This is a genomic window from Paenibacillus sp. IHBB 3054, from assembly GCF_051594305.1.
Lineage (GTDB): Bacteria > Bacillota > Bacilli > Paenibacillales > Paenibacillaceae > Paenibacillus_AQ.
On record NZ_JBOFBG010000026.1, the window covers coordinates 23,806 to 50,030 of the forward strand.

Below are 26,225 nucleotides of genomic sequence, written 5' to 3' on the forward strand. Positions count from 1 at the left end.
TCAATAACGCGCAGTGATCATTTTCTTGCGGGTGTAGAATTCCACACCGTCACGGCCGTTGGCGTGCAGGTCTCCATAGAACGATTTCTTATAACCCGAGAAAGGGAAAAAGGCCATCGGCGCAGGCACACCGAGATTCACACCAAGCATTCCCGCATCAATCTCTTCCCGGAATTCCCGGACCGCCTTGGCGCTGTCCGTATAAATGCAGGCTCCATTGGCAAACGGGGACTGATTCGTTACGTTTATCGCCTCCGCCAGATCCTTGACACGCATCACAGACAGCAGCGGAGCAAAAATCTCATCGCGCCAGATCGTCATTCCCGGCTCTACACGGTCGAAGATGGTCGGCCCGAGAAAGTAGCCCTTGCCTCCCGCCGCTGCATCTTTCCGGCCGTCCCGCACCAGCTCCGCCTTCTCCTGTACACCTGCCTCAATATAAGCCAGCGTGCGGTCCTTGTTCGACTGGCGGATGACCGGTCCGAGAAATACTCCGGCTTCCCTGCCGTCGCCGATCTTCAGCCCGTCGGCCGCCTCAAGGAGACGGCGCACCAGTTCGTCGGCAATCGTCTCCTGCACGACGACCACCGAGCAGGCCATGCAACGCTCGCCCGCCGACCCGAAGGCAGCAGCGATAATATTCTTCACCGCATTGCCCAGATCGGCATCTTGAAGCACAATCGAATGGTTTTTGGCCCCGGCCAGTGCCTGCACCCGTTTGCCATGTGCAGTCCCTTGCTTATACACATATTCCGCTACCGGCTGTGAGCCGACAAAGGAAATCGCCTTCACCTCGTCGTGTTCAATTAATCCACCCACCACATCATGTGCTCCATGCACCACATTCAGCACACCCGGCGGAAACCCCGCTTCCGCAAACAGCTCAGCCAGCCGGTTCATCAGCAGCGGCGTCCGTTCGGAAGGCTTCAGCACAAAGGTATTGCCGCAGGCCACTGCCAGCGGAAACATCCAGCAGGGCACCATCATCGGGAAGTTAAAGGGCGCGATCCCGCCGATCACCCCCAGGGGGTAGCGGTACATGCCCGATTCAATTCCGGTGGCAATATCCGGCAGCTGGCTGCCCATCATCAGTGTGGGGATGCAGGAGGCAAACTCCACACATTCAATACCGCGCTGCACTTCGCCCAGCGCTTCCTCCAGGCTTTTGCCGTTCTCCAGCGTAATCAGCTCAGCCAGCTCATTCCAGTGCTGCACCAGCAGCTGCTGGTACTGGAAGAAATAGCGGGCCCTCCGCGGAACGGCAACCCTTTTCCATGAATGAAATGCCTCTGCCGCAGCTTGCACCGCAGTATCCAGCTCTTCGCGGCTGGAAATCGGCACATAAGCAATCACTTCTCCGGTTGCCGGGTTGAAAACTTCCTCCTCCCGCCCGGATGATGACGCCACCCAAACCCCGTTTATATAATTTCTGACCTTTTCAGTCTGCTTCGCCAGCAGAGACATAGCCCGCACCTCTTTCACTGTTTCTGGATGCCGATGATAATAGATGACCGCCAAAACGGGCGGCCATCTATCATCAATATGAGGAAAACCGCTTATTTTGCTGCCATTTCAACAATCTCGTTCGTATAGGCTTCCTCCACGTTGGCCGCCTCTTTGATTACACCGAATTTGAGCGCGATGTCTGCCGTCTGCTGGAATGCAGCTGCATCGGTATACCCCAGCTTGGAAACGTCAAAGCCCTCCGGCTGGATCAGCTTGGCAACCTCCGTCATCATCGTGAGCTGATGCTCTCTTGAAGTACTGCCTTCTTCAGCGAGCTTCATTACACTATCTACAGCCGCCTCAGGATCGGCGATAGCATCTTTCCAGCCCTTCAAGGAAGCGCGGACGAATTTGGCCGCTGTCTCCTTATTGTCTGCAAGCCATTCTTTATTGGCGAACAGATTGTCTTCGAGCATCGCCACGCCTTCATCATTCATATCAATCACATTCAGCTCTTCGGTCTTGATGCCCGATTCCAGCACAACCTGATATTCGTTATACGTCATCGCCGAAGCCGCGTCGATTTCGCCGCCAAGGAATTGGTCCATCGTGAAGCCCTGCTTCGTGAAGTTTAGGTCCTTATTGGAATCCAGCTTGTATTTATCAAAAAGTGCAAGGATTTCAAACTCGTTGCCACCCATCCAGTTGCCGACTTTTTTGCCTTTCAGATCCGCTGCACTGCTGATTCCCGCCTCCTTCTTGGATACCAGCACGAGTCCGCTCTTTTGGTAGATTTGCGCAATCTGCACCAGCGGCATTTCCTGTTCCTGGCTGGTCAGCAGACTCGCCACCCAATCCACGCCGATATCGGCTGAGCCGCCCGCGACCTGTTGTTCAGGCACTATATCCGGGCCGCCGGGCAGGATCTCCACATTAAGACCTTCTTCAGCATAGTACCCCTTGTCCCGGGCCAGGAAGTATCCGGCAAATTGGGCCTGCGGCACCCATTTCAGCTGGAGCTTGACCGTCACCGGCTCCGCAGCCGGTTCTGTGGCCGCCGCCGTTTCCGGTGAAGCCGAAGCTCCCGTGCCTGCCGTCGCTTCAGCCGCCGGAGCATTATTATTGTTATTACCTCCACAACCTGCCAGCAAAGAGATTGCCATGATCATTACCGCCATCAACAGCCCACCGTGAAATTTGCCTTTATTCCTTTTCATCACGCAGCTCCCCCTACCCATTTGAGTTTGTAGTTTGGTGTAACAGATTTAAGATGACGCACGCTGGGAGGAATGCCACTTGATGAATACCTTCTCCAGCCGCTCCACTACCAGATAGAAGATGACTCCGGCTATAGCTGCAAGTACGATGCAGGACCAGCCCAGCGGCATCTTGGCCACCTTGATCGAGTTGGATAGCAGGTAGCCAAGCCCTCTGGAGGAGAAGAAAAACTCTCCGACAATCGCTCCGATCATACTTGCGGTAGCGTTGATCTTCAGCGCCGTGAACACATACGGCAGACTGTTCTGAATCCGCAGATAGCGGAATACCGCCGGCTTGCCGGCTGCGTAGGAATGCATTAAATCCAGCGCCAGCGGATCGACTGATGCCATCCCTTTATAGGCATTGATAGCCATCGCCGCCATGGTCGTTGCCGTAACGATTGCGGCACGCGAGCCGATCCCGTCGCCGAACCACAGATTCATAATCGGTGCCAGCGCAACAATCGGCACAGCATTCAGTGCAGCGACCAGTGTCAGGCTGCCACCGCCCCAGCGGGGCCAGGCCGTTGCGACCAGGGCGATCAGGAAGCCGCAGGCCGAACCGATCTGCATTCCTACCACAGCTTCAGTCAGCGTATAGCCGGTATAGGACAAGAGCAGGCTGAAATTATCCCTTATTGCCTCCGCTATGGCCGATGGCAGCGGCAGCTGGTATTTTTTCAGATCGAACAGCTTGTGGAAAATTTGTGCTTCCCAGAGAACCAGAAAAAGCACACCGGCCAGCAGAGGCAGAATCACTCCAGCGTTCAGCCATCTCATAGAGCGGCGGCCAAACTTCCGCTTGCTCCGTCCGGTAAATACGCCATCCTTCGTTGTTATACGAGATGGTGCAGATCCCTCATTCCCTGCAGAAGCTATCAACGTTGCTTCACGCACAGCATTTCCCTCCATTAGCGGCGGCCCCCCTTCGGGCGGAATTCAGGCTGCCATGGCGCAACCAGGCGTTCGGCGAGACTCATCAGCCCGTAGCTCGCTACTCCGAGCAGAGCGCCGACAATTACCGTGGACCAGAACATATACGTATGGGAAGGACCATAATAGAGATTGCGCAGCATGATCACACCAATGCCGTGCTGCGCCCCCATAAGCTCTACCAGAATCGCACCGGTCACGGCAAGCGGGGCTGCGACCTTGAGGCCGCTGAACAGTGCCGGCAGTGCAGCCGGAAAGCGCAGCTTCCAGTACACCGCCCAAGGTTTGGCGGCATAAGAATGCATCAGCTCCAGCGCCGGCAGATCGACGCTGCGCAGACCGCGCAGCATGTTGAGCGCAACCGGGAAAAAGGTAATGTATCCGGAAATAATGATCCGGGACACCTGCTCATCACGTACAATACCGTAAATAATGGGCGCAAGCCCCAGAATCGGGATCATCTGCGAGGTAATGGCATACGGAAAGGCAAGCTGCTCGATCGTCTTCGACAGACTCATCAGCACAGCGAGAACCACTCCGGCAGAGGCACCGATTAGAAACCCGACTCCCGCATTACCAAAGGTAGCTCCCCCCTCCTTAACCAGTGTGCCGCTGTACTTCCATAAGGTAGCCGCCACTTCATGAACATAAGGCAGCTTCGACTGGGCCAGCGGCGTTTGTGCCACATGGAGCAGCATCCAGGAGCCAGCCTCCCACACCATCAGCAGCCCAAGGAGCCAGACGGACAGCGGCAGCACGCGGCTGCGCATAAACGCACTGTTCCCCTTCATCGTTACACCCCTTCAAAGCTGTCGCGGATCGTGGCGATCAGTTCAAAAAACTGCGGGCTGTTTCTCATTTCCGCCGTACGCGGACGCGGCAGCGGAATATCAACAATGGCCGACAGCCTTCCCGGATGCGGAGAAAGCACGAATACGCGGTCAGACAGAAAAATGGATTCAGGAATGCTGTGGGTGACAAAAACGATGGTGCTCTGCACCTTGCTCCAGACAGCCAGCAGCTCTTCATTCAGGCGCTCGCGGGTAAACTCATCCAGCGCGGAGAACGGTTCATCCATGAGCAGTATCTCCGGTTCCATCGACAGCGCTCTGGCAATTGCAACCCGCTGCTGCATGCCGCCGCTGAGCTGCCAGGGATATTTGTCCGCGAAGCCTTGCAGCCCGACGAGATCCAGCAGCTCCAGCGCCTTGTCCTCACGGATCGACTTCTTGACGCCCATCAGCTCCAGCGGCAGGGTAATGTTGTGTTTCACCTTGCGCCAGTCATAAAGTACCGGACTCTGGAAAACTATGCCGTACTTTTGGGCCAGTCTGGCTTCCTTGGCGCTCTTGCCAGCCACCGTAATGTTTCCGCCGGTTGGTGTAATAAGATCTGCCATCAATCTCAGCAGTGTGGTTTTGCCGCACCCCGATGGACCCAGCAGGGAGACGAATTCTCCTTTGGCAATATCAAGGCTCACCTGATGCAGTGCAAGTACGTCGGCAGTCTCCGCCACATAACGCATTTCAACGTTTTCCAGCTGTATTTCAGGAATTCTTGTCGCTACTAATGACATTTCCAGCTCCCCCTTCATCCCTGAGTCTGATCGTTTAATGTTAATTAACATAACGCAATTTCTCATGAAATGCTGACTTTCTTTTCGAAATGTAGTATTAACTAACATGGTACACTTTGCTCCCGGTACACTCACTAGACAAATAGTAAAATTGGATCTGTGAAATTCCGTCACTTTGTCTAGGAGGGACACTTTCATTGTTAACAATGAAGAAATATGCCGATAAAAGAAGGTAGCGGTATTCACGCTTCACTGCGTTCAATCCCGAATGTTATCCATGAAGATATGTGGTACTATTTATCTATATTCTTGCTGAAACAGGAGACAATACGTGATGTTTAATGCTTATAATAACGCCTCATGGCTATATGCCCCGTTGTCCCTGCTCCCATGGCCAACCTCGGCAGCCCGCACTACCTGGAGGCCCGGCCGATGGAATCTATGATCTCGAATTATATTATCATTGTCTCCATCTCCGGTGTGCTGAGCGCACTTCTCGCGCTGTTCGCCTATTACAGAAGAACGGATTTCTCCGGAATCAATGCCTTCATCCTCAGCTCCATCACTACCGCGATCTATACCTTTGGCTTCGCGCTGGAATTGTCGGGCAGCACCATGCAGGAGATTGGCTTTTGGGTCAAGGTGGAGTATCTGGGAATGCCCTATATCGCTCCTTCCAGCCTGATTATGATCATGCATTTCGTCGGCCTGGACCGGCTGGTTAAGAAAGGGCTGCTGACCGCGCTGTACTCCATCCCCTTAATCTCTACCGTGCTCGTATGGACCAACGATTATCACCATCTGTTCTATCAGTCGATGCATTTCCGGGAGGGTGCCCCCACCCCGCTGATCGACATCGTGATGGGACCTTGGTATATTGTGCAGGGCAGTTTGACCTTCGGCTGCATGCTTGCGGGAATGTGTCTCATTCTCTGGCAGTGGAACCGGATGAAGCGGGCCTACCGCCGGCAGATGCTGACGATCTTCATCGGACAGTTCCTCCCGGCTTTGGGAGCCTTCCTCTATTTAATGAACATGACCCCTTATGGAATGGACCCTGTGCCGGTGATTATGAGCGTGACTTCGACCCTCTATATTTGGGCAATTCTTTCCAGGGGCATGCTTACCGCGGCCCCCATCGCCCGGGAGAATTTGTTCGAGAGCATGCGTGACGGAGTGCTGGTCACGGACCGCAAAGATACGCTCGTCGACTATAACCGTGCTGCCACGGAAATGCTTGAAGGCCTGGATTCATCGGCCATCGGCAGACCGCTCGCCCAGCTGTTCCTGCCTGCGGGCAAAGACGCTGTAGATTATGTAATGAATTCCGACCCTCTGCTCAGCGAGGAACGCGAGCTGGCCTGGAATATCAATGGGGAGACCAGCTATTACCAGGTCAGATCCTCTCCGGTGCAGAAGCATGACGGTCATCTGGCCGGGCGGATGATTATGCTGATTGATGTGACAGAGCGGACACTGCTTCAGGCCAAGCTGCTGCAGCTTGCCACTGTCGACAGCCTGACCGGCATCTATAACCGTACGCACTTCATGGAGCGGAGCCGGTCTCTGCTGGAGGAAGCAGTTGGCAGCAAGCGCCCCTTGTGCATCATTCTGCTCGATATCGACTTTTTCAAGAGCATCAACGACCGCTACGGACATCAATATGGCGATATGGCGCTCCAGCATATAGTCGGCGTATGCAGCAAGCATGTGCGCGAAGGGGATATTTTCGGACGTTACGGAGGCGAAGAATTCGTCATTTGTCTGCCTGACACTTCCTTGAAGCAGGCGGCTCTGCTCTCCGAAGCTATCCGTGACAGCATTGAGCACAGCGAAGTCTACACCTCGTCCGGTCCGATCCATGTAACGGCAAGCTTCGGGGTGGCGGAGGCGTTCAGAGAACCTATTTCGCTTGAAGAGCTGCTCTCGGAAGCGGATCATGCGCTCTACAGCTCCAAACGCAACGGACGCAATACCGTACATTTGTCTAGCGGAGGATCGATCACCCCCTTTTCACCTGTTTAAACGAACAGCCCTGTTCTCCGGCACGAAGCCGATTAGAGAACAGGGCTGTTATCTCATCATTCTGCAACACAATGACCCCGCCAGTGCCTGGCAGGGTCTGAATATAATCAGTAGAAATTATGAATATTGCAGTTAACGCCGCTTCGCGCCTGCCATGAAATATTCCACACCCTGCAGCAAATCCCCAGGCAGCTCTTCAAGCTGCAGATAGGTCTTCAGCTCCAGCACCACCCGTTCCCGGTTGTGTCCGAACACATCGACGATCCGGGCCAGCCGTTCCCAGGGAGCCAGATCCTCCCGGAACTCCTGCCTGGTCATTGGCAGCCCATGCGACTCCACATACCAGTCCGCGTCATAGCGGTAGGCAATGTCCAGCAATCTTAAGAACCCGGTGCTGCTGTATTGGCGCGGTCCGCCATACACAGAAGGGCCTAGAGCATCGCCCAGAAAAAGCACCTTGTCTTCCTTAATGTAAAGCACGCAGGAGTCCGGCGAATGGTCACCGCCCACATGGACCACTTCACAGAAAACTCCGCCCAAATCGACCGTGAGGCTGCCGGTAAACACAATATCCGGCTTGACGACAGTTACCTCTCTTGCCTCGCCGTACTCCAGGCGGATATGTTCCGCACTTTCTTCACTGATCGTGCCACTCTTTACAAGCTTCTCCAAGCCTTCTTCTCCCCAGTTCAGCCCGGTCAGGCTCTCCAGCACTTTCGCCGTCTCTTCATGGGCAATAGCTGGGGACTTCCAGGATGAGAGTCCGAAGGTGTGATCCCAGTGCCAATGGGTCAGAACCAGCATGTCTGGCTGCCTGCAGCCGCGTCTAGCCAGTTCTTCCCGGAACAGCGCTGCATGGGCCGGCGAATTGCCGGCATCCATCAGAAGTGTACGCCGCTCCCCTATAATTGCTGCCAATACCGGACGATCCGTGTCATGCTCCGGATGCATAATCAGAATGTGACGGCTAAGCTGTTCGAACTTGTGCTCCATCTCGTGCTCCCCCTTGCAATATACATCAGACTGAAAATAGGCCGGACAACAAAGTATATCCGGACGTTCTTTTGGTGATAACAGCACCCATAGCGGTATTTCCGGCCTCGTTCGTTTCAGGCCATCTTTAATCTTCATGTTGCCTCAATTACGGACATTAATCAACAGCCCTTGTTTGCTATAGAGGGTTTTAAGTTTAATAAGAGTTAGCTGATCTGTTCGGGTCAGGTGCGGATATACTGACAAGGAGGAGATTCCATGATTAAGATCGGGCTAACCGGCTTCGGTGACCATGAAGAGCTTTACGGCAAAATCAAGCCCGCTGACCGGCTCCCTACCTATAGCGCGTATTTTCCGATTGTGGAGATTGACAGCTCCTTTTATGCCGTGCAGCCAGTCAGAAATTACGCCAAATGGGTGAGCCAGACGCCGGATGCCTTCCGGTTTATCGTTAAAGCCTATCAGGGAATGACCGGACATTTACGCGAGAAAAAGAATTATTACGACACTCCGGAGGAAATGTATCAGGCCTTCCATACCTCTATTGAGCCAGTCCGGGCAGCCGGGAAGCTTGCGATGGCCCTCTTCCAGTTTCCGCCGTGGTTCGACTGCACCAAAGAAAACGTGCAGTTTCTGCGCGAGGCCAAGCAGCGGATGCTGGATGTGCCTTCCGCCATCGAATTCCGCAATGATTCCTGGTACAGTCCGGAAATGCAGGCCAAAACCCTGCAGTTTCTGGAGCAGGAGGGCTGGATTCATACGGTGGCCGATGAACCTCAGGCCGGATCAGGCTCTGTTCCGATTGTGCCGGTGGCCACATCGCCGGATATCACTTACGTGCGGCTGCATGGCCGCAACGCCCAGGGCTGGAGCCAGAGCAGCCATCCGAATTGGCGGAGCCTGCGCTACTTGTACCGCTACAGCACAGAGGAGCTGACCGAGTGGCGGGACCGGCTGCTTGCGCTGGAGCAGTCCTGCCGGGAGCTGTACGTGGTCTTCAACAATAACTCCGGTGGTGACGCCACCGATAACGCCAAAGAGCTGCAAGCGCTGCTCGGAATCGACGGAGGACTGGCCCCGCGCCAGCTGGACTTATTTTCATGAGCACCAGATGTGTACATATCCTCTCTTCTGCTCCTTACTGAAGCACGACACCAATCGCACTTATCCATTCATATCATAATTTAAAGGAGGCCAAACGGGAATGAAGAGAAACCATACGATGATGCAGTTTTTCGAATGGCATGTCGCCGCGGACGGGAACCACTGGAAACGGCTGACTGATGCTGCCACCGAGCTGAAGGCCGCCTATATTGATTCTGTCTGGGTACCGCCGGTAACCAAGGCTGTCTCTGGCGAGGATACAGGCTATGGTGTCTATGATCTATACGATCTGGGCGAATTCGACCAAAAAGGGACCATCCGGACCAAATACGGCACCAAGCTGGAACTGGTGGAGGCGATTGCCGAATGCCAAAAGAACGGCATCGCCGTTTATGTGGATCTGGTGATGAATCATAAAGCGGGCGCCGACGAGACCGAAGTGTTCCAGGTGATCGAGGTTGATCCGAACGACCGCAACAAGGAGATTTCGAAACCGTTCGAGATTGAAGGCTGGACGAAATTCACCTTTCCCGGACGTGGAGACCAGTACTCCGCCTTTAAATGGAACCACACTCATTTTAACGGCACCGATTTCGATGCCAAGGAAGGCCGGACCGGCGTATTCAAGCTTGCCGCCGACAACAAGAGCTGGAACCCGAATGTGGATGACGAGTTCGGCAACTATGATTATCTGATGTTCGCTAACATCGACTACAGCCATGAGGAAGTTAAGCATGAGATGCTAGAATGGGGCAAATGGCTGGTCGACACGCTGCAGTGCAGCGGATACCGGCTGGACGCCATCAAGCATATCAATCATGAATTCATCAAAGAATTCGCTGCCGAAATGGGTAAAAAGCGCGGTGAAGACTTCTACATTGTCGGCGAATTCTGGAACTCGAATCTCGAAGCCTGCCGGGAATTCCTCAACACGGTGGATTATCAAATCGACCTGTTCGATGTATCGCTTCACTACAAGCTGTATTCGGCTGCACTGGAGGGCAGGGACTTTGATCTGACCCAAATCTTTAACGATACGCTCGTCCAGACCCACCCCGGCAATGCCGTAACTTTCGTTGACAATCATGATTCGCAGCCCCATGAAGCGCTGGAATCCTGGATCGGCGACTGGTTCAAGCAAAGCGCCTATGCCCTGATCCTGCTGCGGCGTGACGGATACCCGGTTGTCTTCTACGGTGATTATTATGGCATCGGCGGACCGACTCCGGTGGAAGGCAAGAAAGCCGCCATTGATCCGCTGCTCTACACCCGGTACCATAAGGCATACGGAGAGCAGGATGATTATTTCGACCACCCCAATACGATTGGCTGGGTGCGGCGCGGTGTGGAAGAAATCGAAGGCTCCGGCTGTGCCGTGGTCATCTCCAATGGAGATCAGGGGGAGAAGCGGATGTTCCTCGGCGAGGAACGCGCAGGCGAAGTTTGGAAGGATTTCACCCATAACCGTGAGGAAAATATAACCATCGGTGAGGATGGCTGGGCGGTTTTCCCGGTAAACGGCGGAAGTGTCTCTGTCTGGGCTCTGCCCGATAACGGCGACAAAGAACCCGATCCGGCATAAAGCATTGATTCAATAAAAGAGGTGAACTACGCGCCGTACCGGCAGCCGTTAGTTCACCTCTTTGCTATATACGTTGACGTCCCGGTTCAACTGAGTTTATAGCTCAGCATATATTCTGTAAGCGGTCCGTCAAGATCAAGCTGCGGATCATTAACAGTCCATTCCCCCGCAATGTCCAGTTCACGGCAGGCAAGCCCGAAATTGCAGGCGGCAATCCCGATATCAATCCGCTGCATCTCAAAGCCCAGCTTGTTGCCGCTGTAATTCGGCGTATGCTGCAGGTAGAAATGGGCCTGCTTCCGGTCCGGAGAGACTACCACTCTCCAAGGCTGTTTATTTGAAGCGGAAGGGCCGAGCCGGACCATTTCCAGCGGGGGCGCAAGCTTCCCGGCTGACTCGGGAGCGAGCATGTTGCCAAATTCGGTGTCGTAGAACAGATCCCGCCAAGGCTTCTTCTGATCAGCTTTGACGACATAGCGCATCGTGGCATCCAGCAGCCGCTGCTTCTCCCGTGCATACCCCAGCGGCGTGATGCAAGGAATAATCTCGCCCTGGGCAAGCTCGATTTCGCGGGCAAAGGTCTTGCGGTTGAACGTTCCGCCAAGCCAGCAGGTGCCAAGTCCCAGGCTGGTGGCATAGAGAATCAGCCTATGAAACACATACCCGAATTCCAGCAGCGCCAGTTTATCGTTCCTGACCTTGCCGACCAGATACGCCTGCGGATTCTGGATGATACCGTAAGCCCCCAGCTTCACGTTCTTTCCGTCCTCTGTCCCGCTTTTGGCCCAGACCCACTCAATTCCCGGCTTTCCGCCAAACGGCCCGTGCAGATTATCCTCCTGGCTCAGATAATCCATTATGGAAGCATGGACGGCCTCCCCGATCGGTGTGGCTTCATAAGTCCGTACAGATTTACGCTTCTCGATAATATCCATAACCGGAATTCCCATCTAATGTCCCTCCCCTTCATTATTTTAAAAAAGATGGCGCCTGCGGAAACAGGAGCCATCCAAGTGATGATGGATACTTATGATTGCTTATTGTGCGATCTTAGTAAGATCTTAAAAAGAGCAAAGGTTTAGTTAGCTATTTTTTTCACATACTAATATTAGCATTTTGAGACCATGCTGTATAGACGCAGAGCCCACCTTAGAGGGGATTTTCAATACGCCGGTAACGGCTATTTCTGCACCCAAAAAGAGGACTCCCTCACGGCAAAGGATGTCCTCTTTTTGGGTATGCTGTTTACTTGGCTTCGGCTGCGTACTTATACGCGGATGTCAAATCTTCCTTCGCTGTCCGTAGTGGCAGCAGCGATCTCCTGCGCGCTTGCCGCAGCAAGCGTATTGCTGTTTGCAGGTTTCTCAGGCGGTGTGCTGCTGTTGTTTGCGGAAGCGGAGCTGTTCTTGGATTTCTGGGCAATTTGCGCATCGATCTGCTTGATCTGCTGCTCAATTTGCTTGGTCTTGGTTTCCTTTGTCTTCTCGTCGTCCTTGCTGGCCCCGATCTTCTCCAGGTCGGCTTGCAGCTTCGCTTTTTGCTTCTCCAGCGCACTTGTATCGGTAGCACTGGAAGCAGTATAGGAAGCGGAAGATGTAGATGATGCGGATGAAATATTCATTCACGTTCCTCCTTTCACCTCTACACTATAATCCTTCCACCCGAAAGGAACGTTAAAATGCGCTGAAAGTTTGCTGAAAGTATTCGAAGCTATGAATTGGATTAGACCTTGCCCTGACCACTCTGTTCCACTGCCTGAGCCGTTTTTGGCCGGGTTTTGCGGTTGACCAGCGTTACGCTAAGCAGAATAATCGCCAGACCGGCAAGCGTATTGGCATAGACCGGTTCATTCAGGAAGATTACCCCCCATATCAGCCCGAACACGGGGACCAGAAAGGTAACGCTGACGGTCTTGACCGCGCCGACACTCTGGATCAGGTGAAAATACAAGAGATATGCCACGGAAGTGCAAATGAATGACAACCCGAGTACGGAAAAAACCGCTGCCGAAGACGGCAGCTCCCGGGGGGCAAAAATTACCGCCAGCGGCAGCAGCACTACAGCCGCCCCGAGCTGCTGGCCTGCAGCAAGCGCCAATGGCGCAAGGCCACGGCCCACGCGCGCAGCGTATAATCCCCCGAAGCCGTAGGCAAGTGCAGCTCCGAGAGAGAAAAACACGGACAACAGAACCTTGCCGGAGAGCGGCACCGGACTCCATCCGACCAGCACAGCTACGCCGAGCAAGCCGATCACGAGTCCTATAGACTTGGACAGTCCCGGCTTCTCCTGCTGCGTTCCCCAAGCCGCAAGTGCAGCGAACATCGGTGTGGTGGCATTAAGGATGGCTGCCAGCGAAGCGCTAAGATGCAGCTCAGCCATGCAGATCAGTGTGAAGGGCAGCGCGGCATTAATGGAGCCCAGCACAAGGAACTGCTTCCAATGCTGCCAGATCCCCAGCTTCCGCTTGGTGACCGCTGCAAAGAGCAGCAAGGTTGCAGCTGCCAGCGTAACGCGCAGCTCTGTCGTAACAACAGGTCCCAATTCGGGAGAGGCAATTCTCATAAACAGAAAGGAAGCGCCCCAGGAAAAGGCCAACAGCAAAAGAATGGAGAAATCCTTACGGCTCATTTCTTCTCCCCTCTCTTGCAGAGCAGCAGATAGGACAGGATAGAACAAACCCCGGCACCCGCGATCACGATTGCCATCGGCAGCGCCGTTTCGTCACCCCCAAGGCCAACCAGCGGAGCAACACAGCCGCCAAGCAGCAGCGGCAGCAGGCCCAGCAGTGCTGAAGCGCTGCCTGCGGTTTCTCCCTGATCCTGCATCGCCAGCGAGAAGCTGGTAGTGCCCACCATTCCCACACTGGAAACCACAGCGAACAGGCAAATCAGGATGGGAAGGAGACCGCCGCCCGCCAGAATAGTGACCAGCAGCAAAACACCTCCCAGTGTGCAGAGCAGGAGGCCGCTGGCCAGTAGCCTCGCTTCGCCCAGCCGTCCGGACAATCTTCCGGCAATCTGGCCGGACATAATAATCCCCAGCCCGTTAACGGCAAAGATCAGACTGTACATTTGCGGAGACACTCCAAAAATATTTTGCAGCACAAACGAAGAGCCGGAAATATAAGCGAACATCGCCGCTGTAACAAACCCTTGAGAGAGCGCATAACCTATAAACTTCCTGTTGCGGAGCAGATCACGGAAGGTGCGCAGCGTGCCTAGCAGCCCGCTTTTTACGCGCCGCTCCTTCGGCAGCGTCTCCGGCAGCCGCAGCAGAATGGTGGCGCAAAAGAGCAGCCCGGCTGCAAATAATACAATGAATACGCCCTGCCAGGTCGTTATTCTCAGCAGTTGCCCGCCGATAACGGGAGCGAATATGGGCCCCAGACCATTGACGATCATCAGCAGCGAGAAAAACTTCGTGAGTTCGGAGCCGCTGTACAGATCGCGGACCGCCGCCCGGGAGATGACCACCCCTACCGAGCCAGCCAGGCCCTGGATAAAGCGCAGCCCGACCAACAGCCCGATCGAGGGGCTGAAGGCGCAGAGCAGCGAGGATACCGCATAAATCAGCATGCCGATGAGCAGCGGACGGCGGCGCCCGTGGACATCACTCAGAGGCCCTGCCACAAGCTGCCCCAAGGCCAGCCCCAGCAAAAAGAAGGTCAGACTGAGCTGCACCAGCGCTGCGCTAGTGCCGAAATGTTCGCCAAGCGCGGGAAGCGCAGGCAAATACATATCGATGGACAGCGGACCAATGGTGGCAATAGCCCCCAGAATGATAGCAAGCTGAAGTCGCTGTTTCCGCGATGGGCCTTCTGCGGCCAGCGAATTCTTATCGTTTTGTATTTTGATCATGGTAAATTATCGTCAACCTTTCCGCAGCAGCCCTCAGGCAAGTTTTTTTGTATTCCTCATACTACCTGATGCGGGATATGTTGTTCAATGTTTTTTCCTATTTATTCCATAATCATAATGATAGGCAGTCCTGCATTATCTATGTACCTCAGAAGCAACGGCTTTCCGGTGCGGGTTGTATTCGGCATAGGCTCCGGTTATGTGTCTGTAATCCAGCGGGGCATCCTCGATGATCGCTTTGCGTTTGGCTTTCAATACAATTTGCTCGATATCGGCAAGGCTGCAGCCCGCCAGCAGTTCAGCCATCCGGCGGGACAGCTCCTGCGCCTCCGGTTCAGAACCGACAAACAGCCCAATATACTGAAGCCGGTCTTCCTCCGTCGGCAGCGAATACGTCATTTTCGTATCAAACCGCCGCCACACCGCGGGGTCCAGCTCTTCCTCCAGGTTGGTAGCGGCAACAAAAATACTTTCGCCATGAAACTCATCCAGGCATTGCAGCAGCGTGTTGACCACCCGTGCCATCTCCTTCACCTCATCGCCGGAATCACGCATTCGGCCCAGCACATCGAATTCGTCCAGAAAAAGCACACAAGGTGCAGCATTGGCATAGTCAAATACCTTCCGCACATTACTCCCGGTCTCACCAAGATGGCTGTGAATAATGGTATCCAGGCGAACCAGAACAAGCGGAAGCTCCAGGCGGTGCGCGATATAAAATGCGGTCAGCGTTTTGCCGGTGCCGGGAGGACCGAACATCACCATTTTGCTCGGCATAGGCACATCCTCCGCCTCAAATCTTTCTTTCATGCCCTGGATCGTAATAAATTCATCCACAATGGTCCGGTTCACCCCGTTCAGAATGATGCGTCGCACCTTGCGGCCGCATTCCTTTGGTGTATATACGGTTGCCATATCCAATCCCTTGGCCCGGGGCAGCCGGGCGGGGTTGCTATTCTTTTTGCTGCTGTTCACGTTGGGTAGACTCCTTACATTCATAATATTAAATAGTAATAATTACGATTAGAGTCCATAGTACCAAAAACCGGAGGAATTTGCTACACCCTTTGCTATCTGCAAGCAAAAACCAGAACGCTGCCGGAGGATTAGATGAATTTAGACAGAACATAAAGGGACGCACGAGTGTGCGCCCGTGTCCGGAAAGTGTATTCCTAGCTCTCAGCATAAACGGACCGAGTTGCACTTATTTTGGGCTTTTAGCCTGTTACAGTAGGGAAACGGACTCCAGTGCAGTTATTTCTCCCTGATGGCCGTTTTTAGATAGAATGCAGAGCAGATAAGGTCCACTGGGTCCGCAAAAGAAAATAAACAGGGGTTTTACTCTCCTTAGCGTCTCCTGAGTCCGGTACGAGTAAACGAACCCGCTGAGGGCTTTTAGGGACCCTATTTCTATACTAAATCCCTGCTTCCCCAGAGCCCTTCCACTTTGAAGACATGCTCTAGCAGGCAGGCTTGTTGCGCAATATCATTGCAGCAAAAACCGCCCGCAGGAGCTTCTAAGCAACATTACGTCACTTATCAGCGGCCCCGCAGGCGGTTGTAGTTGTAGCTTTCCTGAAATTATTTGCTGTTCCGGTTCAGCCAATCACGGGCTGCTTCAGCCTCGGCCGCGCTCAGGCGGTGTCCCTGATTACCCCAGTGGGAGGTAACTTCAGCTCCCGCCCCCTGCAGCAGCTGCTCCAGGTCCCGCGTTTCTTCTGCCCGGATCAGCGGGTCATTGGTGCCCGCACCGATGAAGACCGAAACGCCGTTAAGCGAAGGGATCGCAAGCCCCCGGAGCGGCACCATCGGATGCAGCAGCACTGCCGAACGGAACAGGTTTCCGTAATGAAATAGCAGGCTGCCGGCGATATTCGCTCCATTGGAGTAGCCGACGGCTACGAGATTGTCTGCATCGAAACCGTACTGCGCCGCAGCTACATCCAGGAACTGCTTCAGCTCATGGGTGCGGAAGATCAGGTCCTCTTCATCAAAGACACCTTCAGCCAGACGGCGGAAGTAACGCGGCATGCCGTTCTCCAGCACATTTCCCCGGATACCCAGTACAGAAGCGCCGGGAGCCAGCAGTTCCGCCAGCGGCAGCAAATCCTGCTCGTTTCCACCTGTGCCATGGAATAATACTAGTGTTGGTTGGTTGGCGTCTGTTCCTTTGTGATAGACATGAATCATCCCTGCTTCACCTCAATTTCACGAATTTCAAAAGGGCTCAAATTCTCTTCGATCACGGCACGATGCGGTTCAAACCATGCCGGAAGCATCAGCTTCTGGCCCAGCGCATCCGGAGCCTCGTCATTGGCGAACCCTGGAGGATCGGTAGCAATCTCGAACAGGATTCCGCCTTCTTCACGGAAGTAGATGGCATTGAAGTATTGGCGGTCCTGTACCGGAGTGGGCTGGTAGCCGTGGCTTTGAACATGGCGTCCCCATTCCAGCTGCTCGGCATCATCTTTAGCGCGCCAGGCGATATGATGAACGGTTCCCGAGCCTCCGGCTCCTTGCGGCACCGGCGAGTCTTTAAGATCTATAATATTGCCGAGATCGGCAGTAGAGCCGTAACGGATATAACCGTCTCCCTTGGCGATCAGCTCCATTCCGAGTGTGCGGGTAAGCGTATCGGCCGTTTTTTCGGGATTCGTACTGTAGAGCACAGCCCCGCCAAAACCTTTAATGGCATGCTCTGCAGTCACTCCGGCAAAGGACCAGGTACTCAGCGGACCTGCTTCGCGTTCCACCAGCTCAATCCGCAGTCCATCGTAATCGCTGAAAGACAGGTAAGACTCAGAGATCCGGGTTACATGGGTAACCGGAATCTGATATGCGGCAAGCCGCTGCTCCCAAAAAGCCATCGAACCAACCGGAATCGCGTAAGTGGTTACGCCAACCTGCCCGCCGCCAATCCGGCCTTTGCGTCCTGTCGACCAAGGAAAGAAGGTAATAATGGTGCCCGGTGCACCCTGCTCGTTCCCGAAGTAGAGGTGGTAAACCTCGGGGGCATCAAAGTTAATTGTCTTTTTTACAAGCCGCAGGCCGAGAATTCCGGCATAGAAATCGGCATTGCGCTGAGCATCTCCGACAAAAGCTGTAATATGGTGAATCCCTGCAGTTTGAAGTGTCATTATAAGTCATCTCCCTAAGATTTTTTTTAGATGATAAGTTTGAATAGATGAACATCTGGCGTATAATCCGATTTAGTTAAAAAACAGGGCATCCAGCGAAATCGAACCTGCTCCGGTCAAAGCCACACCTACTGCGACTACGAGCACCGTTAATGGAAACTCGATTCCGTTGGCCGTCGACCAAAATCCGTTCGGAGCATGAACCTTGATAATCGCGCCGAGCATCGTTGCGGCAATCAATACTGCGGCTACAGGAGTCAGGAGTCCGGCTGCGAACAGCAAGCCTCCGACAAGCTCCAGCACTCCTGCCAGCACGGCCATCGCGACACCCGGCTTAATGCCGATGGATTCCATCCAGCCGCCCGTACCCTTTGGACCATATCCTCCGAACCAGCCAAACAGCTTCTGTGCCCCATGTCCGATAAAAGCAATCCCGATCACCAATCTTATCAATAACAACCCTACACTAACCATTTTATACCCTCTCCATTCTCTTGAATTTAATTATCTTAACCTTAAGATATTAGCTAAAAAAATATAGTCGAACCTTGTACTTGTTGCTGGCCTGGTAAACGCTGATAAGCAAGCTTCCCGCCCCGTTCTTAGGAGAACGCCGCTAACCTAAATGCCTTTACCAAGCTTCTTTAGCAATTCTATTGCCTGTTCCTTCTCTTCCTGATTCAACCCGCCCATCATCCCGTGAATAGAAGAAACATGGCGGGGGAAAATATCGTCAAACAGCTCGCGGCCCGCTTCGGTAATTTCCGCATAAGTTACGCGCCGGTCATCGCTGCAGGGAACACGCTTCAGCAGTCCTCTCTTCTCCAGCTTGTCGATATTGTAAGTGATGCTCCCGCTGGTAACGAGAATCTTCTCACCGATCTGCTGCAGCGGAATCCGCGTTCTATGATAGAGCACCTCGAGGATCATAAACTCGGCAGAAGCTAAACCATGGCTCTTCATATCCTTTACTGCCAGATCCATCAGGCTCTTATACGCTTTGGACAAGACCACGAACAATTTCAGTGATGAAGCCTGCTCCTGATCCGATGCGCCAGCCGTCTTGCTGATCAACTCATTGTAGTCGCTCATATTGTATACCTCCAATGCATATCGCATTTATCTTTAAGTTAATTATCTTTAAGTTAAGATAAATATAATCCTGCGCAGGAAATTTGTCAACAGTTTTTATTTCCTTCAACTCTATAAAACAATCTTGATCTGCAGATGATCTCCTATTAACTCCGCACTGACAGTTCCGCGTAATCTATCTGTCAGTATTTTGACTATCGACAATCCTAATCCTGTACTTCCCGCGCTTCGTGATACATCTGAAGTATAGAAGCGGTCAAATAACCGCGCCGGATTAATGTCTTGTGAACGGGATATCGCATTTGTCAAAATCAATTCTGTTCTACCATTATTCAGAAGGGTAATCCTGATATCACTCATGGCATACCGCGCCGCATTGTCGAGCAAATTCTGTAAAATACGCCTCAGCATCTCTTCGTCAGTCCAAACAAATACGCTTTCTTCCGGGATTGATATCTGCGGATGCAAGCCCCTCTGCTCAAACATCGTTGCACATTCTGCAACGGTATCCATGATGACATTAGAGTAATTAACATTTCGAAACTCCGGTTGAATATGCTCTGAATCAAGTACAGCCAATTCATAAAATGACTTGATCAATGTTTGTAAATGATTTGCTTTTCGTAAAGTAATGACGATTTGCTCACGCTGCTCTAAAGTTACATGGCCTTTTTGCAAAAGCTGAAGGTAGCCGATCATTGAGGTTAGCGGTGTCCGCAGATCGTGGGAGATATTCGCTATGGATTCTTTCAAGTGTTTTCCGCTTCTGATCATATTAATCCGAAGTTCGCGCTGCTTGGTCAGATTCTTATTAATTTCTGCAGCCAGCAGGGTGACATCCTTATCAATCAATGAAATGTCCAGCTTCTTATCCATATTTCCGGCTGACAATTCTATCAATTGTTTAGTGATATTGCGTATTTGCTTTCTAAGCGAAAAGAGGCGGAACATAAGTGTTACAAGCATTATCGCTAATAGGTTAATAATATACAGCATCTATTATAGCGCCTCTTTCCCCGTTTTTATTTTAATTCACATGTATTGAATCTCTGAAATGAAAGTGAGATGAAAAAAAGCAGATATACCAGCCCTGAGAGTAAAATTTCTGAAACTTGTGCTGTGGAAAGCGAATAGGCCAATGATGTTCTAATTTGATTCATAGGTAAAAAACGCAACCAAGGCAACGAATCATACCACCCCATAGGTCCAGCATAGGCGATGCACATGGCACTTACAAAAAGAACGATCATAGAGACAGAAACTGTTCTAGCCGAGTCCCGGAATATGAATGCAAAAAAAATGCAAATAGAAAACACCGCACTATTAAGTAATACAGAAAAACCAACCACCCGCAGGATATACAATACATCATTATTCCAAGAGTCTCCCCATCCCAGCAGAAAAGACATTCGTATGCTTCCCACAATGGGACTTATCAGCATTAAAATGTTGAAAACGGCTAAATAAATGAGACATTTACTAATAAAGATTTTTATTCTGGAATGGCCTGCTACAACCTCCAAATGTATCGTTCGATTGGTGAAATCCTGTCCAATCAGCAAAGCTACGATAGCAGAGAACAAAACCAGCCAAATGGTGGAATCATAGACCATTGCAGTGAAGATACCTATAGCATCTACACGTGTAGTCAAATCGGCAACATATCCTTTGCTGGCGAATACTCCATAAATTATACTTAGCAGCGAACAACCGATGAAAAATTTATTATATTTTAAACGGTACCCTTCCATTTGCATAAGATTATTCATTGTATCCCCCCTTTAATGTAATTCTGAACGATTGAAAATCTTGCTTGCAGCGAAACACAAAACCGCAAGAAAAATCATCCCAACAAGCAGCGCTGCTCTTAATGATGAAGAATGCTCTATTAAAAGTCTCAACTGTCCCAAAGGAATAAACCTTGCAATCTCTTTTGCATGTGGACCATTCAGCAGGAATATAGTTAGAAAATAAAGCAACGCCGGGATTGATAATGTGTTCCCGACATCTTTACATGTAAAGGCTACTATTAGAGAAACTCCGCACATCGCAGCATTTAGTATAGCTGTTGTAAAAAATAAAGAAATTAGATAATCAAGATCCGGCCAGAAAGAAGGATGTCCCCATCCGTGAATAAACGTGTTTATAGAAATGATCAGAACCGGTTGCATTAATAGAATGATGTTTGATCCGGCTATAAATACTATGGCTTTGCTAAAAAACACATGATAGCGTTTATGCCCTGCACATATGGTCTGGTAAAGCGTATGGTCGGCAAGATCTTTTCCGATATAAAGCGCCCCGAATACACTTGTCAACAGCATTAATATGGGTGCGTTATACAAAGATGCAAAGATACTTTCATATCCGCTTAGTTCCCCTTGATCAAGCATAAGGAAGCTTCCAAGGACTATTGACAGTCCCAGCAGGACGAAAAAACTTCTATCATGCTTCAGCTTGTACATTTCAGCTTTAATGAGACAATACATTATTTTCTCCCCCAATACGGTGGAGGAAGTAACTTTCCAGCGTATCACCAGCCAGTGCCATTCCGGTTATCAGTACACCTTCCTTCATAAGCACCGCAGAGATAGCCTCCATGTCATCCAAGTGATCGTACAATTTAATAGTTCCATCAGGCATTACCTGATAATCTTTTATGCCCAGCTGACTCTCTAATGCGAGCAATGCATTCTCAACCTTATTGGTTTGCAGCGCAATATGGCGTTTACACTTTTCATTCAGCTGATTTTGCGTTAATTCTTCTATTAGGGTACCTCTATTAATCAATATGTATTGCGACACCGTTTGGTAAAGCTCATTAAGAATATGACTGGATATTAATATCGTTGTACCGCGTTCCTCATTTAAGCGCTTCAGTAGAATTCGCATTTCAGCAATCCCCATGGGGTCAAGGCCATTAATGGGTTCATCTAAAATGAGTAATTCAGGATCATGAAGTAATGCAATTGCAATACCCAACCGCTGGCGCATTCCCAAAGAAAAATTACGGACAGCCTTCCTTCCTATACTATTGTCATTCAGACCGACGAGCTCCAATGTTTCCTTGATTACCTGTTTATCAGGTATGCCACGCTGAATACGCTGAACCTCCAAATTTTGTACAGCAGTCATATTCGGGTAAAGCGCGGGTGTTTCGACCATGCAGCCTATTCGTTTACGTTGCTCTTGCAGAGCCTGTTTTCCTGTTTTCCCAAAAAGGTACAGCTCGCCACTTGTGGGAAAGGATAATCCTACAATCAAGCGAATCAACGTTGTTTTTCCTGCTCCGTTCTGACCCATGAAGCCATAAATTTTTCCCCGTTCAATACTTAAATTAATATTATCCAAGGCCAAAACATGATTGTATTTCTTGGTGAGGTTTTTGGTCATAAGGATGGTGTCATTCATCCCTGTCACACTCCTTATATAAAATAAGCTAAAGTACAGAAGCTTGTGGTTGCTGCCTATTTTAGAATAAAACCTTAAATAAATTCTTAAATCAAACCAGCGTATCTTAAAGAATCCATAAAGTCTTTGTTCGTGACTATGATTAAATTTAGTTTATGTAGTCTTATACAAGCGATAGCCAATTCCCCAGACAGTCTCAATGTATTGCTGGTCAGGGTTGATGACCTTCAACTTATTGCGTATGTTGCTAATATGGACATTAAGCGTATTATCCTCGCTCATATATTCTTCGTTCCATATACTCCTGAATAAGTTTGCTTTTGAATATATTTTGTCCGGATGCCTCATAAGCAGCGCCAAAATCCCATATTCTTTGGCAGTAAGTGCAAGTTCGCGCCCGGCAACCTCCACAAGATGATTAACATCATCCAGCTCAATATCTTTATAGATCAGACATTTGGAACCGGCAGTATTCATCTGCATTTTATTACGCCGCAAATTGCTTTCGATCCGGGCTAAAGTCTCGTCGAGATCAAAGGGTTTTGTGATGTAATCATCTGCTCCGATACGTAAAAGATCTATCTTGGTTTGTGTTGTATCTTTGGCAGAAATCACTATCACCGGAACTGCAGAATGTTTGCGCAGTTCAAGCAGAATCTGATCACCGCTTTTATACGGCAACATCAGGTCTAACAATATTAAATCAAAGGTCTCCGTTTGAATAAGCTGCAAGGCTTCTAATCCATCATATGTAGAGGTCGTTAAATAACCATGTCCGGATATAAAGCTGTGAAGCAATCCGTTTATTTCTTTCTCATCTTCGACAATCAGTATATGCTCCATTTCATCACACCTCTTGATTAACTTGAGATCCGGTTATTCTGCTCACAGCTAATTTACCGGATTTTTAGGGTATAAAATCTTCCTTTTCCCCTTTATTTTAACACTAAGCCTTGAAAATACGCTTACTATATAGACTGAACTTATAATTCTTCAATTTTGGGATTGGTCGTGACTGCAGAGAATGTTTGGACTTCCGGCCGCTGTTGTCCCCAGATTTCTTGATTTAACCCGCTATATGCGGTGGAAATCCGGTGACAAAGGCGGTCGCTATCGCTCCTACAGTTCCAAAATCCCCCTTCGCTACTTTTGCCCTTTTGGGTAGTGATTAAGTTCATTCTATATAGCATTATAATCAAATCATTTTTGTTTTCAGCTAACCTGTCTAGAAATTCCCCGGCGAATTTGACCTGCCTCCTAAAACGGCGTAGACTTTCAAAAGTGAGCAGAAACAATAAAAGACCAGGCCGCAACCAGCGGTTTATTTGTGCTATTTCAAGTTCATCTATAGAGAAGGAGGCTGAGCAATGAAGGCAGATCATACGTCAACCTCTACCGGCGAAGCCGTGGAGGAAGCCCTGCCGCGCGTGCTGATCGTAACCGCTGTCGAAGCCGAGCGGGAGGCGGTCCTGCGCGGCCTGAGGGGCAGCAGCAGGTTCCACGTCATTGCTGCGGGTGCCGGCACCGCTGCGGCAGCGGCGGGCACCGCCGCCGCTCTGGCAGCCGGAAGCTACGGCTGCGTCATCAGCGCCGGGATCGGCGGCGGGTTCCCCGGGCGGGCGCCCGTAGGCTCGCTGGCCGTCGCCAGCGAGATGATTGCCGCCGACCTCGGGGCGGAGACGCCGGAGGGCTTCCGCAGCGCGGCCGAGCTCGGCTTCGGCCGCGTGTCCGTGCCGGCCCACTCCGGCACGGTGCAGGCAGTTGCGGCCGCGCTCGCAGCGGCCGGGCTTACGGTAAGCACAGGCCCTGTGCTTACCGTGTCAACGGCGACCGGCACCGCCGGGACGGCCGCCGCTCTGGCCGCGCGGCATCCCGGTGCCGTCGCGGAGGCGATGGAAGGCCACGGGGTTGCCGTGGCCGCCCGGCACTTCGGGATCGCGGCGCTAGAGCTGCGCGCGATCTCGAACCCGGTCGGCCCGCGCGACCGGGCGGCGTGGAAAATCAATGAAGCCATGGATGCTCTCGCGGCCGCGGCTGCGATACTACTGGAGGTGCTGTAATGACAACCGAACTGAATATTGCCTTTTCCCCTTGCCCCAATGACACCTTTGTGTTCCATGCCTGGGCGCACGGGCTAGTAGAGGATATACCCAAGCTGAATGTTACCTTTGCAGATATTGATATTACGAACGGTCTGGCTGCTGATGGCGCCGGGCCTGAGGTGCTCAAAATTTCCTATGCTGCCCTTCCCTGGGTGCTGGAGCGGTACAAGCTGCTGCCTTGCGGCGGCGCACTTGGCCGGGGCTGCGGACCGCTGGTGCTGACCCACAAAGGGCCGGGCGCCATCAAGCATCCCAAGGAGCTGTCGGGCCGCAGAATCGCTGTACCCAGCGAGCGCTCCACCGCCTATCTGCTGTTCCGGCTGTGGGCTGCGCAGCAGGTGCCGGGCGGTCCATCCGAAATCGTCGTTATGCCTTTCGATGAGATTATGCCTGCTGTGCGTGACGGGCAGATTGATGCCGGACTGGTGATTCACGAAGCCCGGTTCACTTATCCTTCCTACGGTCTCCACATGCTGACCGATCTTGGCAACTGGTGGGAAAGCGATACCGGACTGCCTATACCGCTTGGGGCAATTATCGCCCGCCGCGATCTGGACAGCGAGGCCATCTCCGGCTGGATACGCAGTTCGCTGCAGTACGCCTGGGATCATCCTACAGCAAGCAGAGATTATGTCCTGGACCACGCCCAGGAGCTGTCTCCGGAAGTCGCCAAATCACATATTGATCTTTACGTGAATGAATTCTCGATGAATCTCGGGGAAGACGGCTACGCAGCAATCTCTGCTCTGCTGAACCGCGCCGCGGCCGAGGGTCTCGTGCCTGCCGTTGATCCTGAGCTGCTTCGTTAGAGCTTGAAACAGATGACTTCGGAAGCTTTTAAATTTACAATGAAGCTAAAGATCAGTGATGGGAGAGGATTCAATGATTCCTGCAGGCAACAGCAAGCAAAACATCGACCGCTTCTTGGGATTTCAGGACGAATACGACCGTTACCGCCCGGAAGCCCCGCAAATGGTTACCGAATTGCTGACGAATTACTTGGGCAGTCGCCCTGCCCTCGTGGCCGACATAGGCTGCGGAACAGGACTGTCCACCTTTCTGTGGAGAGAGAGTGCCGACTCTGTAGTCGGCATAGAACCTAACCCCGACATGCTGGCCAAAGCGCTTGACAAGCTTGCCCGGCAAGGACAGCAACAATCCCTGTCCTTTGTCCAAGGATACTCCAACCAGCTGCCCTTTGACTCTGGCAGTGTTGATATCATTACCTGCTCCCAGTCGTTTCACTGGATGGAGCCGGTAAGCACGCTGCAGGAAATCTCCCGCTGCCTGCGCCAAGGCGGGGTGTTCGCCGCTTATGACTGCGATTGGCCGCTCGTACTACAGGCGGATATTGAAATCCGCTACAAGCAGCTGATATCCGCCGCCGATGAACTGCTTGATCTACTCCAGCCAGCCGGCGAACAGGCGCATAAATGGGATAAAGAAGGACATCTTGGCCGGATAGAGGCCAGCGGCTGCTTCTCCTTTGCCCGGGAAATCGTTTTTCATAATACAGAAGAATGTGATGCCGAACGTTATGTCGGGCTGGCACTCAGTCAAGGCGGCATTCAAACCGTTCTGAAGCTCGGCTCTTCCGCACTGGAGCAGCTTATTTCCGATTTCTCCGCAGCGGTGGAGCAGTATTTTCAGGGCCGGACCCTGCCGGTACACATCAGCTACCGGATGAGAGTCGGGATCAAATAATGCG

26 protein-coding genes are annotated in these 26,225 nt (G+C 51.9%); 6 read left to right on the forward strand and 20 right to left on the reverse strand.

All coding sequences use genetic code 11. The features are described 5' to 3' along the window. The 5 genes from ACQ76X_RS23635 to ACQ76X_RS23655 form a co-directional block, all read right to left on the reverse strand. Complete coding sequence (locus tag ACQ76X_RS23635) at window positions 1–1,464, reverse strand: CoA-acylating methylmalonate-semialdehyde dehydrogenase (protein ID WP_438496186.1); 1,464 nt, start codon at window positions 1,462–1,464, stop codon at window positions 1–3. Window positions 1,465–1,556: 92 nt separating this feature from the next. Further along, window positions 1,557–2,663, reverse strand: a complete 1,107-nt coding sequence (locus ACQ76X_RS23640; protein WP_438496187.1) for an ABC transporter substrate-binding protein — start codon at window positions 2,661–2,663, stop codon at window positions 1,557–1,559. A gap of 48 nt (window positions 2,664–2,711) precedes the next feature. Beyond that, window positions 2,712–3,617 (reverse strand): ABC transporter permease, encoded by a 906-nt coding sequence (locus tag ACQ76X_RS23645; protein ID WP_438496188.1) that lies wholly within the window; start codon window positions 3,615–3,617, stop codon window positions 2,712–2,714. Further along, complete coding sequence (locus ACQ76X_RS23650) at window positions 3,617–4,429, reverse strand: ABC transporter permease (protein WP_438496189.1); 813 nt, start codon at window positions 4,427–4,429, stop codon at window positions 3,617–3,619. The genes ACQ76X_RS23645 and ACQ76X_RS23650 overlap by 1 nt, the downstream gene beginning before the upstream one ends. Window positions 4,430–4,431: 2 nt before the next feature. Beyond that, on the reverse strand, window positions 4,432–5,214 hold the full coding sequence (locus ACQ76X_RS23655) for an ABC transporter ATP-binding protein (protein ID WP_438496190.1): 783 nt from the start codon (window positions 5,212–5,214) through the stop codon (window positions 4,432–4,434). 432 nt (window positions 5,215–5,646) lie between these two features. On the opposite strand from ACQ76X_RS23655, the gene ACQ76X_RS23660 reads away from it, so the two are divergent. Beyond that, window positions 5,647–7,239: a histidine kinase N-terminal 7TM domain-containing protein gene (locus ACQ76X_RS23660; protein WP_438496191.1), complete on the forward strand. Its 1,593-nt coding sequence runs from the start codon at window positions 5,647–5,649 to the stop codon at window positions 7,237–7,239. Window positions 7,240–7,371: 132 nt separating this feature from the next. Here ACQ76X_RS23660 and ACQ76X_RS23665 read toward each other — a convergent pair whose 3' ends face one another. After that, window positions 7,372–8,232: an MBL fold metallo-hydrolase gene (locus ACQ76X_RS23665; protein WP_438496192.1), complete on the reverse strand. Its 861-nt coding sequence runs from the start codon at window positions 8,230–8,232 to the stop codon at window positions 7,372–7,374. Window positions 8,233–8,490: 258 nt separating this feature from the next. Between ACQ76X_RS23665 and ACQ76X_RS23670 the strand changes: the two genes are divergently transcribed. Continuing rightward, window positions 8,491–9,336 carry a DUF72 domain-containing protein gene (locus ACQ76X_RS23670; protein WP_438496193.1) on the forward strand — a complete coding sequence of 282 codons (846 nt, stop codon included), beginning with the start codon at window positions 8,491–8,493 and terminating at the stop codon, window positions 9,334–9,336. Between the two features lie 100 nt (window positions 9,337–9,436). Next, window positions 9,437–10,918 (forward strand): alpha-amylase, encoded by a 1,482-nt coding sequence (locus tag ACQ76X_RS23675; RefSeq protein WP_438496194.1) that lies wholly within the window; start codon window positions 9,437–9,439, stop codon window positions 10,916–10,918. Window positions 10,919–11,004: 86 nt separating this feature from the next. Here ACQ76X_RS23675 and ACQ76X_RS23680 read toward each other — a convergent pair whose 3' ends face one another. The 14 genes from ACQ76X_RS23680 to ACQ76X_RS23745 form a co-directional block, all read right to left on the reverse strand. Then, entirely contained in the window at window positions 11,005–11,868 is an 864-nt protein-coding gene (locus ACQ76X_RS23680; RefSeq protein ID WP_038597682.1) for a nitroreductase family protein, read from the reverse strand. Window positions 11,869–12,185: 317 nt separating this feature from the next. Next, window positions 12,186–12,539, reverse strand: a complete 354-nt coding sequence (locus ACQ76X_RS23685; protein ID WP_438496195.1) for a FlxA-like family protein — start codon at window positions 12,537–12,539, stop codon at window positions 12,186–12,188. Window positions 12,540–12,640: 101 nt separating this feature from the next. Further along, window positions 12,641–13,546: a DMT family transporter gene (locus ACQ76X_RS23690; RefSeq protein WP_438496196.1), complete on the reverse strand. Its 906-nt coding sequence runs from the start codon at window positions 13,544–13,546 to the stop codon at window positions 12,641–12,643. Then, window positions 13,543–14,775 carry a multidrug effflux MFS transporter gene (locus ACQ76X_RS23695; RefSeq protein ID WP_438496197.1) on the reverse strand — a complete coding sequence of 411 codons (1,233 nt, stop codon included), beginning with the start codon at window positions 14,773–14,775 and terminating at the stop codon, window positions 13,543–13,545. The genes ACQ76X_RS23690 and ACQ76X_RS23695 overlap by 4 nt, the downstream gene beginning before the upstream one ends. A gap of 135 nt (window positions 14,776–14,910) precedes the next feature. Beyond that, on the reverse strand, window positions 14,911–15,690 hold the full coding sequence (locus tag ACQ76X_RS23700) for an AAA family ATPase (RefSeq protein WP_379145791.1): 780 nt from the start codon (window positions 15,688–15,690) through the stop codon (window positions 14,911–14,913). Window positions 15,691–16,356: 666 nt separating this feature from the next. Beyond that, window positions 16,357–16,965 carry an alpha/beta hydrolase gene (locus tag ACQ76X_RS23705; protein ID WP_438496198.1) on the reverse strand — a complete coding sequence of 203 codons (609 nt, stop codon included), beginning with the start codon at window positions 16,963–16,965 and terminating at the stop codon, window positions 16,357–16,359. Then, entirely contained in the window at window positions 16,962–17,912 is a 951-nt protein-coding gene (locus ACQ76X_RS23710) for a ring-cleaving dioxygenase (RefSeq protein WP_438496199.1), read from the reverse strand. Before ACQ76X_RS23710 ends, ACQ76X_RS23705 begins: the two co-directional genes overlap by 4 nt. Window positions 17,913–17,984: 72 nt before the next feature. Beyond that, window positions 17,985–18,386, reverse strand: a complete 402-nt coding sequence (locus ACQ76X_RS23715) for a DoxX family protein (protein ID WP_438496200.1) — start codon at window positions 18,384–18,386, stop codon at window positions 17,985–17,987. A gap of 147 nt (window positions 18,387–18,533) precedes the next feature. Then, entirely contained in the window at window positions 18,534–19,004 is a 471-nt protein-coding gene (locus ACQ76X_RS23720) for a MarR family winged helix-turn-helix transcriptional regulator (RefSeq protein WP_052092372.1), read from the reverse strand. A gap of 111 nt (window positions 19,005–19,115) precedes the next feature. Then, entirely contained in the window at window positions 19,116–20,000 is an 885-nt protein-coding gene (locus tag ACQ76X_RS23725) for a sensor histidine kinase (RefSeq protein WP_438496201.1), read from the reverse strand. 26 nt (window positions 20,001–20,026) lie between these two features. Further along, window positions 20,027–20,773: a hypothetical protein gene (locus ACQ76X_RS23730; protein WP_438496202.1), complete on the reverse strand. Its 747-nt coding sequence runs from the start codon at window positions 20,771–20,773 to the stop codon at window positions 20,027–20,029. Window positions 20,774–20,785: 12 nt separating this feature from the next. Beyond that, window positions 20,786–21,397: a hypothetical protein gene (locus ACQ76X_RS23735; RefSeq protein WP_438496203.1), complete on the reverse strand. Its 612-nt coding sequence runs from the start codon at window positions 21,395–21,397 to the stop codon at window positions 20,786–20,788. A gap of 79 nt (window positions 21,398–21,476) precedes the next feature. Then, on the reverse strand, window positions 21,477–22,415 hold the full coding sequence (locus ACQ76X_RS23740; protein WP_438496204.1) for an ABC transporter ATP-binding protein: 939 nt from the start codon (window positions 22,413–22,415) through the stop codon (window positions 21,477–21,479). A gap of 153 nt (window positions 22,416–22,568) precedes the next feature. Beyond that, window positions 22,569–23,258, reverse strand: coding sequence for a response regulator transcription factor (locus ACQ76X_RS23745; RefSeq protein ID WP_438496205.1), 690 nt, complete (start codon window positions 23,256–23,258; stop codon window positions 22,569–22,571). Window positions 23,259–23,782: 524 nt separating this feature from the next. Between ACQ76X_RS23745 and ACQ76X_RS23750 the strand changes: the two genes are divergently transcribed. The 3 genes from ACQ76X_RS23750 (at window position 23,783) to ACQ76X_RS23760 (ending at window position 26,221) form a co-directional block, all read left to right on the forward strand. Beyond that, a complete protein-coding gene (locus tag ACQ76X_RS23750; RefSeq protein WP_438496206.1) occupies window positions 23,783–24,475 on the forward strand; it encodes a futalosine hydrolase in 693 nt (230 codons plus the stop codon). A gap of 11 nt (window positions 24,476–24,486) precedes the next feature. Then, window positions 24,487–25,326 carry a 1,4-dihydroxy-6-naphthoate synthase gene (locus tag ACQ76X_RS23755; RefSeq protein ID WP_438496240.1) on the forward strand — a complete coding sequence of 280 codons (840 nt, stop codon included), beginning with the start codon at window positions 24,487–24,489 and terminating at the stop codon, window positions 25,324–25,326. Between the two features lie 73 nt (window positions 25,327–25,399). After that, window positions 25,400–26,221: a methyltransferase domain-containing protein gene (locus tag ACQ76X_RS23760; protein ID WP_438496207.1), complete on the forward strand. Its 822-nt coding sequence runs from the start codon at window positions 25,400–25,402 to the stop codon at window positions 26,219–26,221. Window positions 26,222–26,225: the final 4 nt, after the last annotated feature.

What these genes read in the sequence shown, in the direction of transcription:
- ACQ76X_RS23635 (WP_438496186.1), bottom strand. Translation starts at nt 1,464, where the DNA reads ATGTCTCTGCTGGCGAAGCAGACTGAAAAGGTCAGAAATTATATAAAC.
- ACQ76X_RS23640 (WP_438496187.1), bottom strand. Translation starts at nt 2,663, where the DNA reads ATGAAAAGGAATAAAGGCAAATTTCACGGTGGGCTGTTGATGGCGGTA.
- ACQ76X_RS23645 (WP_438496188.1), bottom strand. Translation starts at nt 3,617, where the DNA reads ATGGAGGGAAATGCTGTGCGTGAAGCAACGTTGATAGCTTCTGCAGGG.
- ACQ76X_RS23650 (WP_438496189.1), bottom strand. Translation starts at nt 4,429, where the DNA reads ATGAAGGGGAACAGTGCGTTTATGCGCAGCCGCGTGCTGCCGCTGTCC.
- ACQ76X_RS23655 (WP_438496190.1), bottom strand. Translation starts at nt 5,214, where the DNA reads ATGTCATTAGTAGCGACAAGAATTCCTGAAATACAGCTGGAAAACGTT.
- ACQ76X_RS23660 (WP_438496191.1), top strand. Translation starts at nt 5,647, where the DNA reads ATGGAATCTATGATCTCGAATTATATTATCATTGTCTCCATCTCCGGT.
- ACQ76X_RS23665 (WP_438496192.1), bottom strand. Translation starts at nt 8,232, where the DNA reads ATGGAGCACAAGTTCGAACAGCTTAGCCGTCACATTCTGATTATGCAT.
- ACQ76X_RS23670 (WP_438496193.1), top strand. Translation starts at nt 8,491, where the DNA reads ATGATTAAGATCGGGCTAACCGGCTTCGGTGACCATGAAGAGCTTTAC.
- ACQ76X_RS23675 (WP_438496194.1), top strand. Translation starts at nt 9,437, where the DNA reads ATGAAGAGAAACCATACGATGATGCAGTTTTTCGAATGGCATGTCGCC.
- ACQ76X_RS23680 (WP_038597682.1), bottom strand. Translation starts at nt 11,868, where the DNA reads ATGGGAATTCCGGTTATGGATATTATCGAGAAGCGTAAATCTGTACGG.
- ACQ76X_RS23685 (WP_438496195.1), bottom strand. Translation starts at nt 12,539, where the DNA reads ATGAATATTTCATCCGCATCATCTACATCTTCCGCTTCCTATACTGCT.
- ACQ76X_RS23690 (WP_438496196.1), bottom strand. Translation starts at nt 13,546, where the DNA reads ATGAGCCGTAAGGATTTCTCCATTCTTTTGCTGTTGGCCTTTTCCTGG.
- ACQ76X_RS23695 (WP_438496197.1), bottom strand. Translation starts at nt 14,775, where the DNA reads ATGATCAAAATACAAAACGATAAGAATTCGCTGGCCGCAGAAGGCCCA.
- ACQ76X_RS23700 (WP_379145791.1), bottom strand. Translation starts at nt 15,690, where the DNA reads ATGGCAACCGTATATACACCAAAGGAATGCGGCCGCAAGGTGCGACGC.
- ACQ76X_RS23705 (WP_438496198.1), bottom strand. Translation starts at nt 16,965, where the DNA reads ATGATTCATGTCTATCACAAAGGAACAGACGCCAACCAACCAACACTA.
- ACQ76X_RS23710 (WP_438496199.1), bottom strand. Translation starts at nt 17,912, where the DNA reads ATGACACTTCAAACTGCAGGGATTCACCATATTACAGCTTTTGTCGGA.
- ACQ76X_RS23715 (WP_438496200.1), bottom strand. Translation starts at nt 18,386, where the DNA reads ATGGTTAGTGTAGGGTTGTTATTGATAAGATTGGTGATCGGGATTGCT.
- ACQ76X_RS23720 (WP_052092372.1), bottom strand. Translation starts at nt 19,004, where the DNA reads ATGAGCGACTACAATGAGTTGATCAGCAAGACGGCTGGCGCATCGGAT.
- ACQ76X_RS23725 (WP_438496201.1), bottom strand. Translation starts at nt 20,000, where the DNA reads ATGCTGTATATTATTAACCTATTAGCGATAATGCTTGTAACACTTATG.
- ACQ76X_RS23730 (WP_438496202.1), bottom strand. Translation starts at nt 20,773, where the DNA reads ATGAATAATCTTATGCAAATGGAAGGGTACCGTTTAAAATATAATAAA.
- ACQ76X_RS23735 (WP_438496203.1), bottom strand. Translation starts at nt 21,397, where the DNA reads ATGCTTGATCAAGGGGAACTAAGCGGATATGAAAGTATCTTTGCATCT.
- ACQ76X_RS23740 (WP_438496204.1), bottom strand. Translation starts at nt 22,415, where the DNA reads ATGAATGACACCATCCTTATGACCAAAAACCTCACCAAGAAATACAAT.
- ACQ76X_RS23745 (WP_438496205.1), bottom strand. Translation starts at nt 23,258, where the DNA reads ATGGAGCATATACTGATTGTCGAAGATGAGAAAGAAATAAACGGATTG.
- ACQ76X_RS23750 (WP_438496206.1), top strand. Translation starts at nt 23,783, where the DNA reads ATGAAGGCAGATCATACGTCAACCTCTACCGGCGAAGCCGTGGAGGAA.
- ACQ76X_RS23760 (WP_438496207.1), top strand. Translation starts at nt 25,400, where the DNA reads ATGATTCCTGCAGGCAACAGCAAGCAAAACATCGACCGCTTCTTGGGA.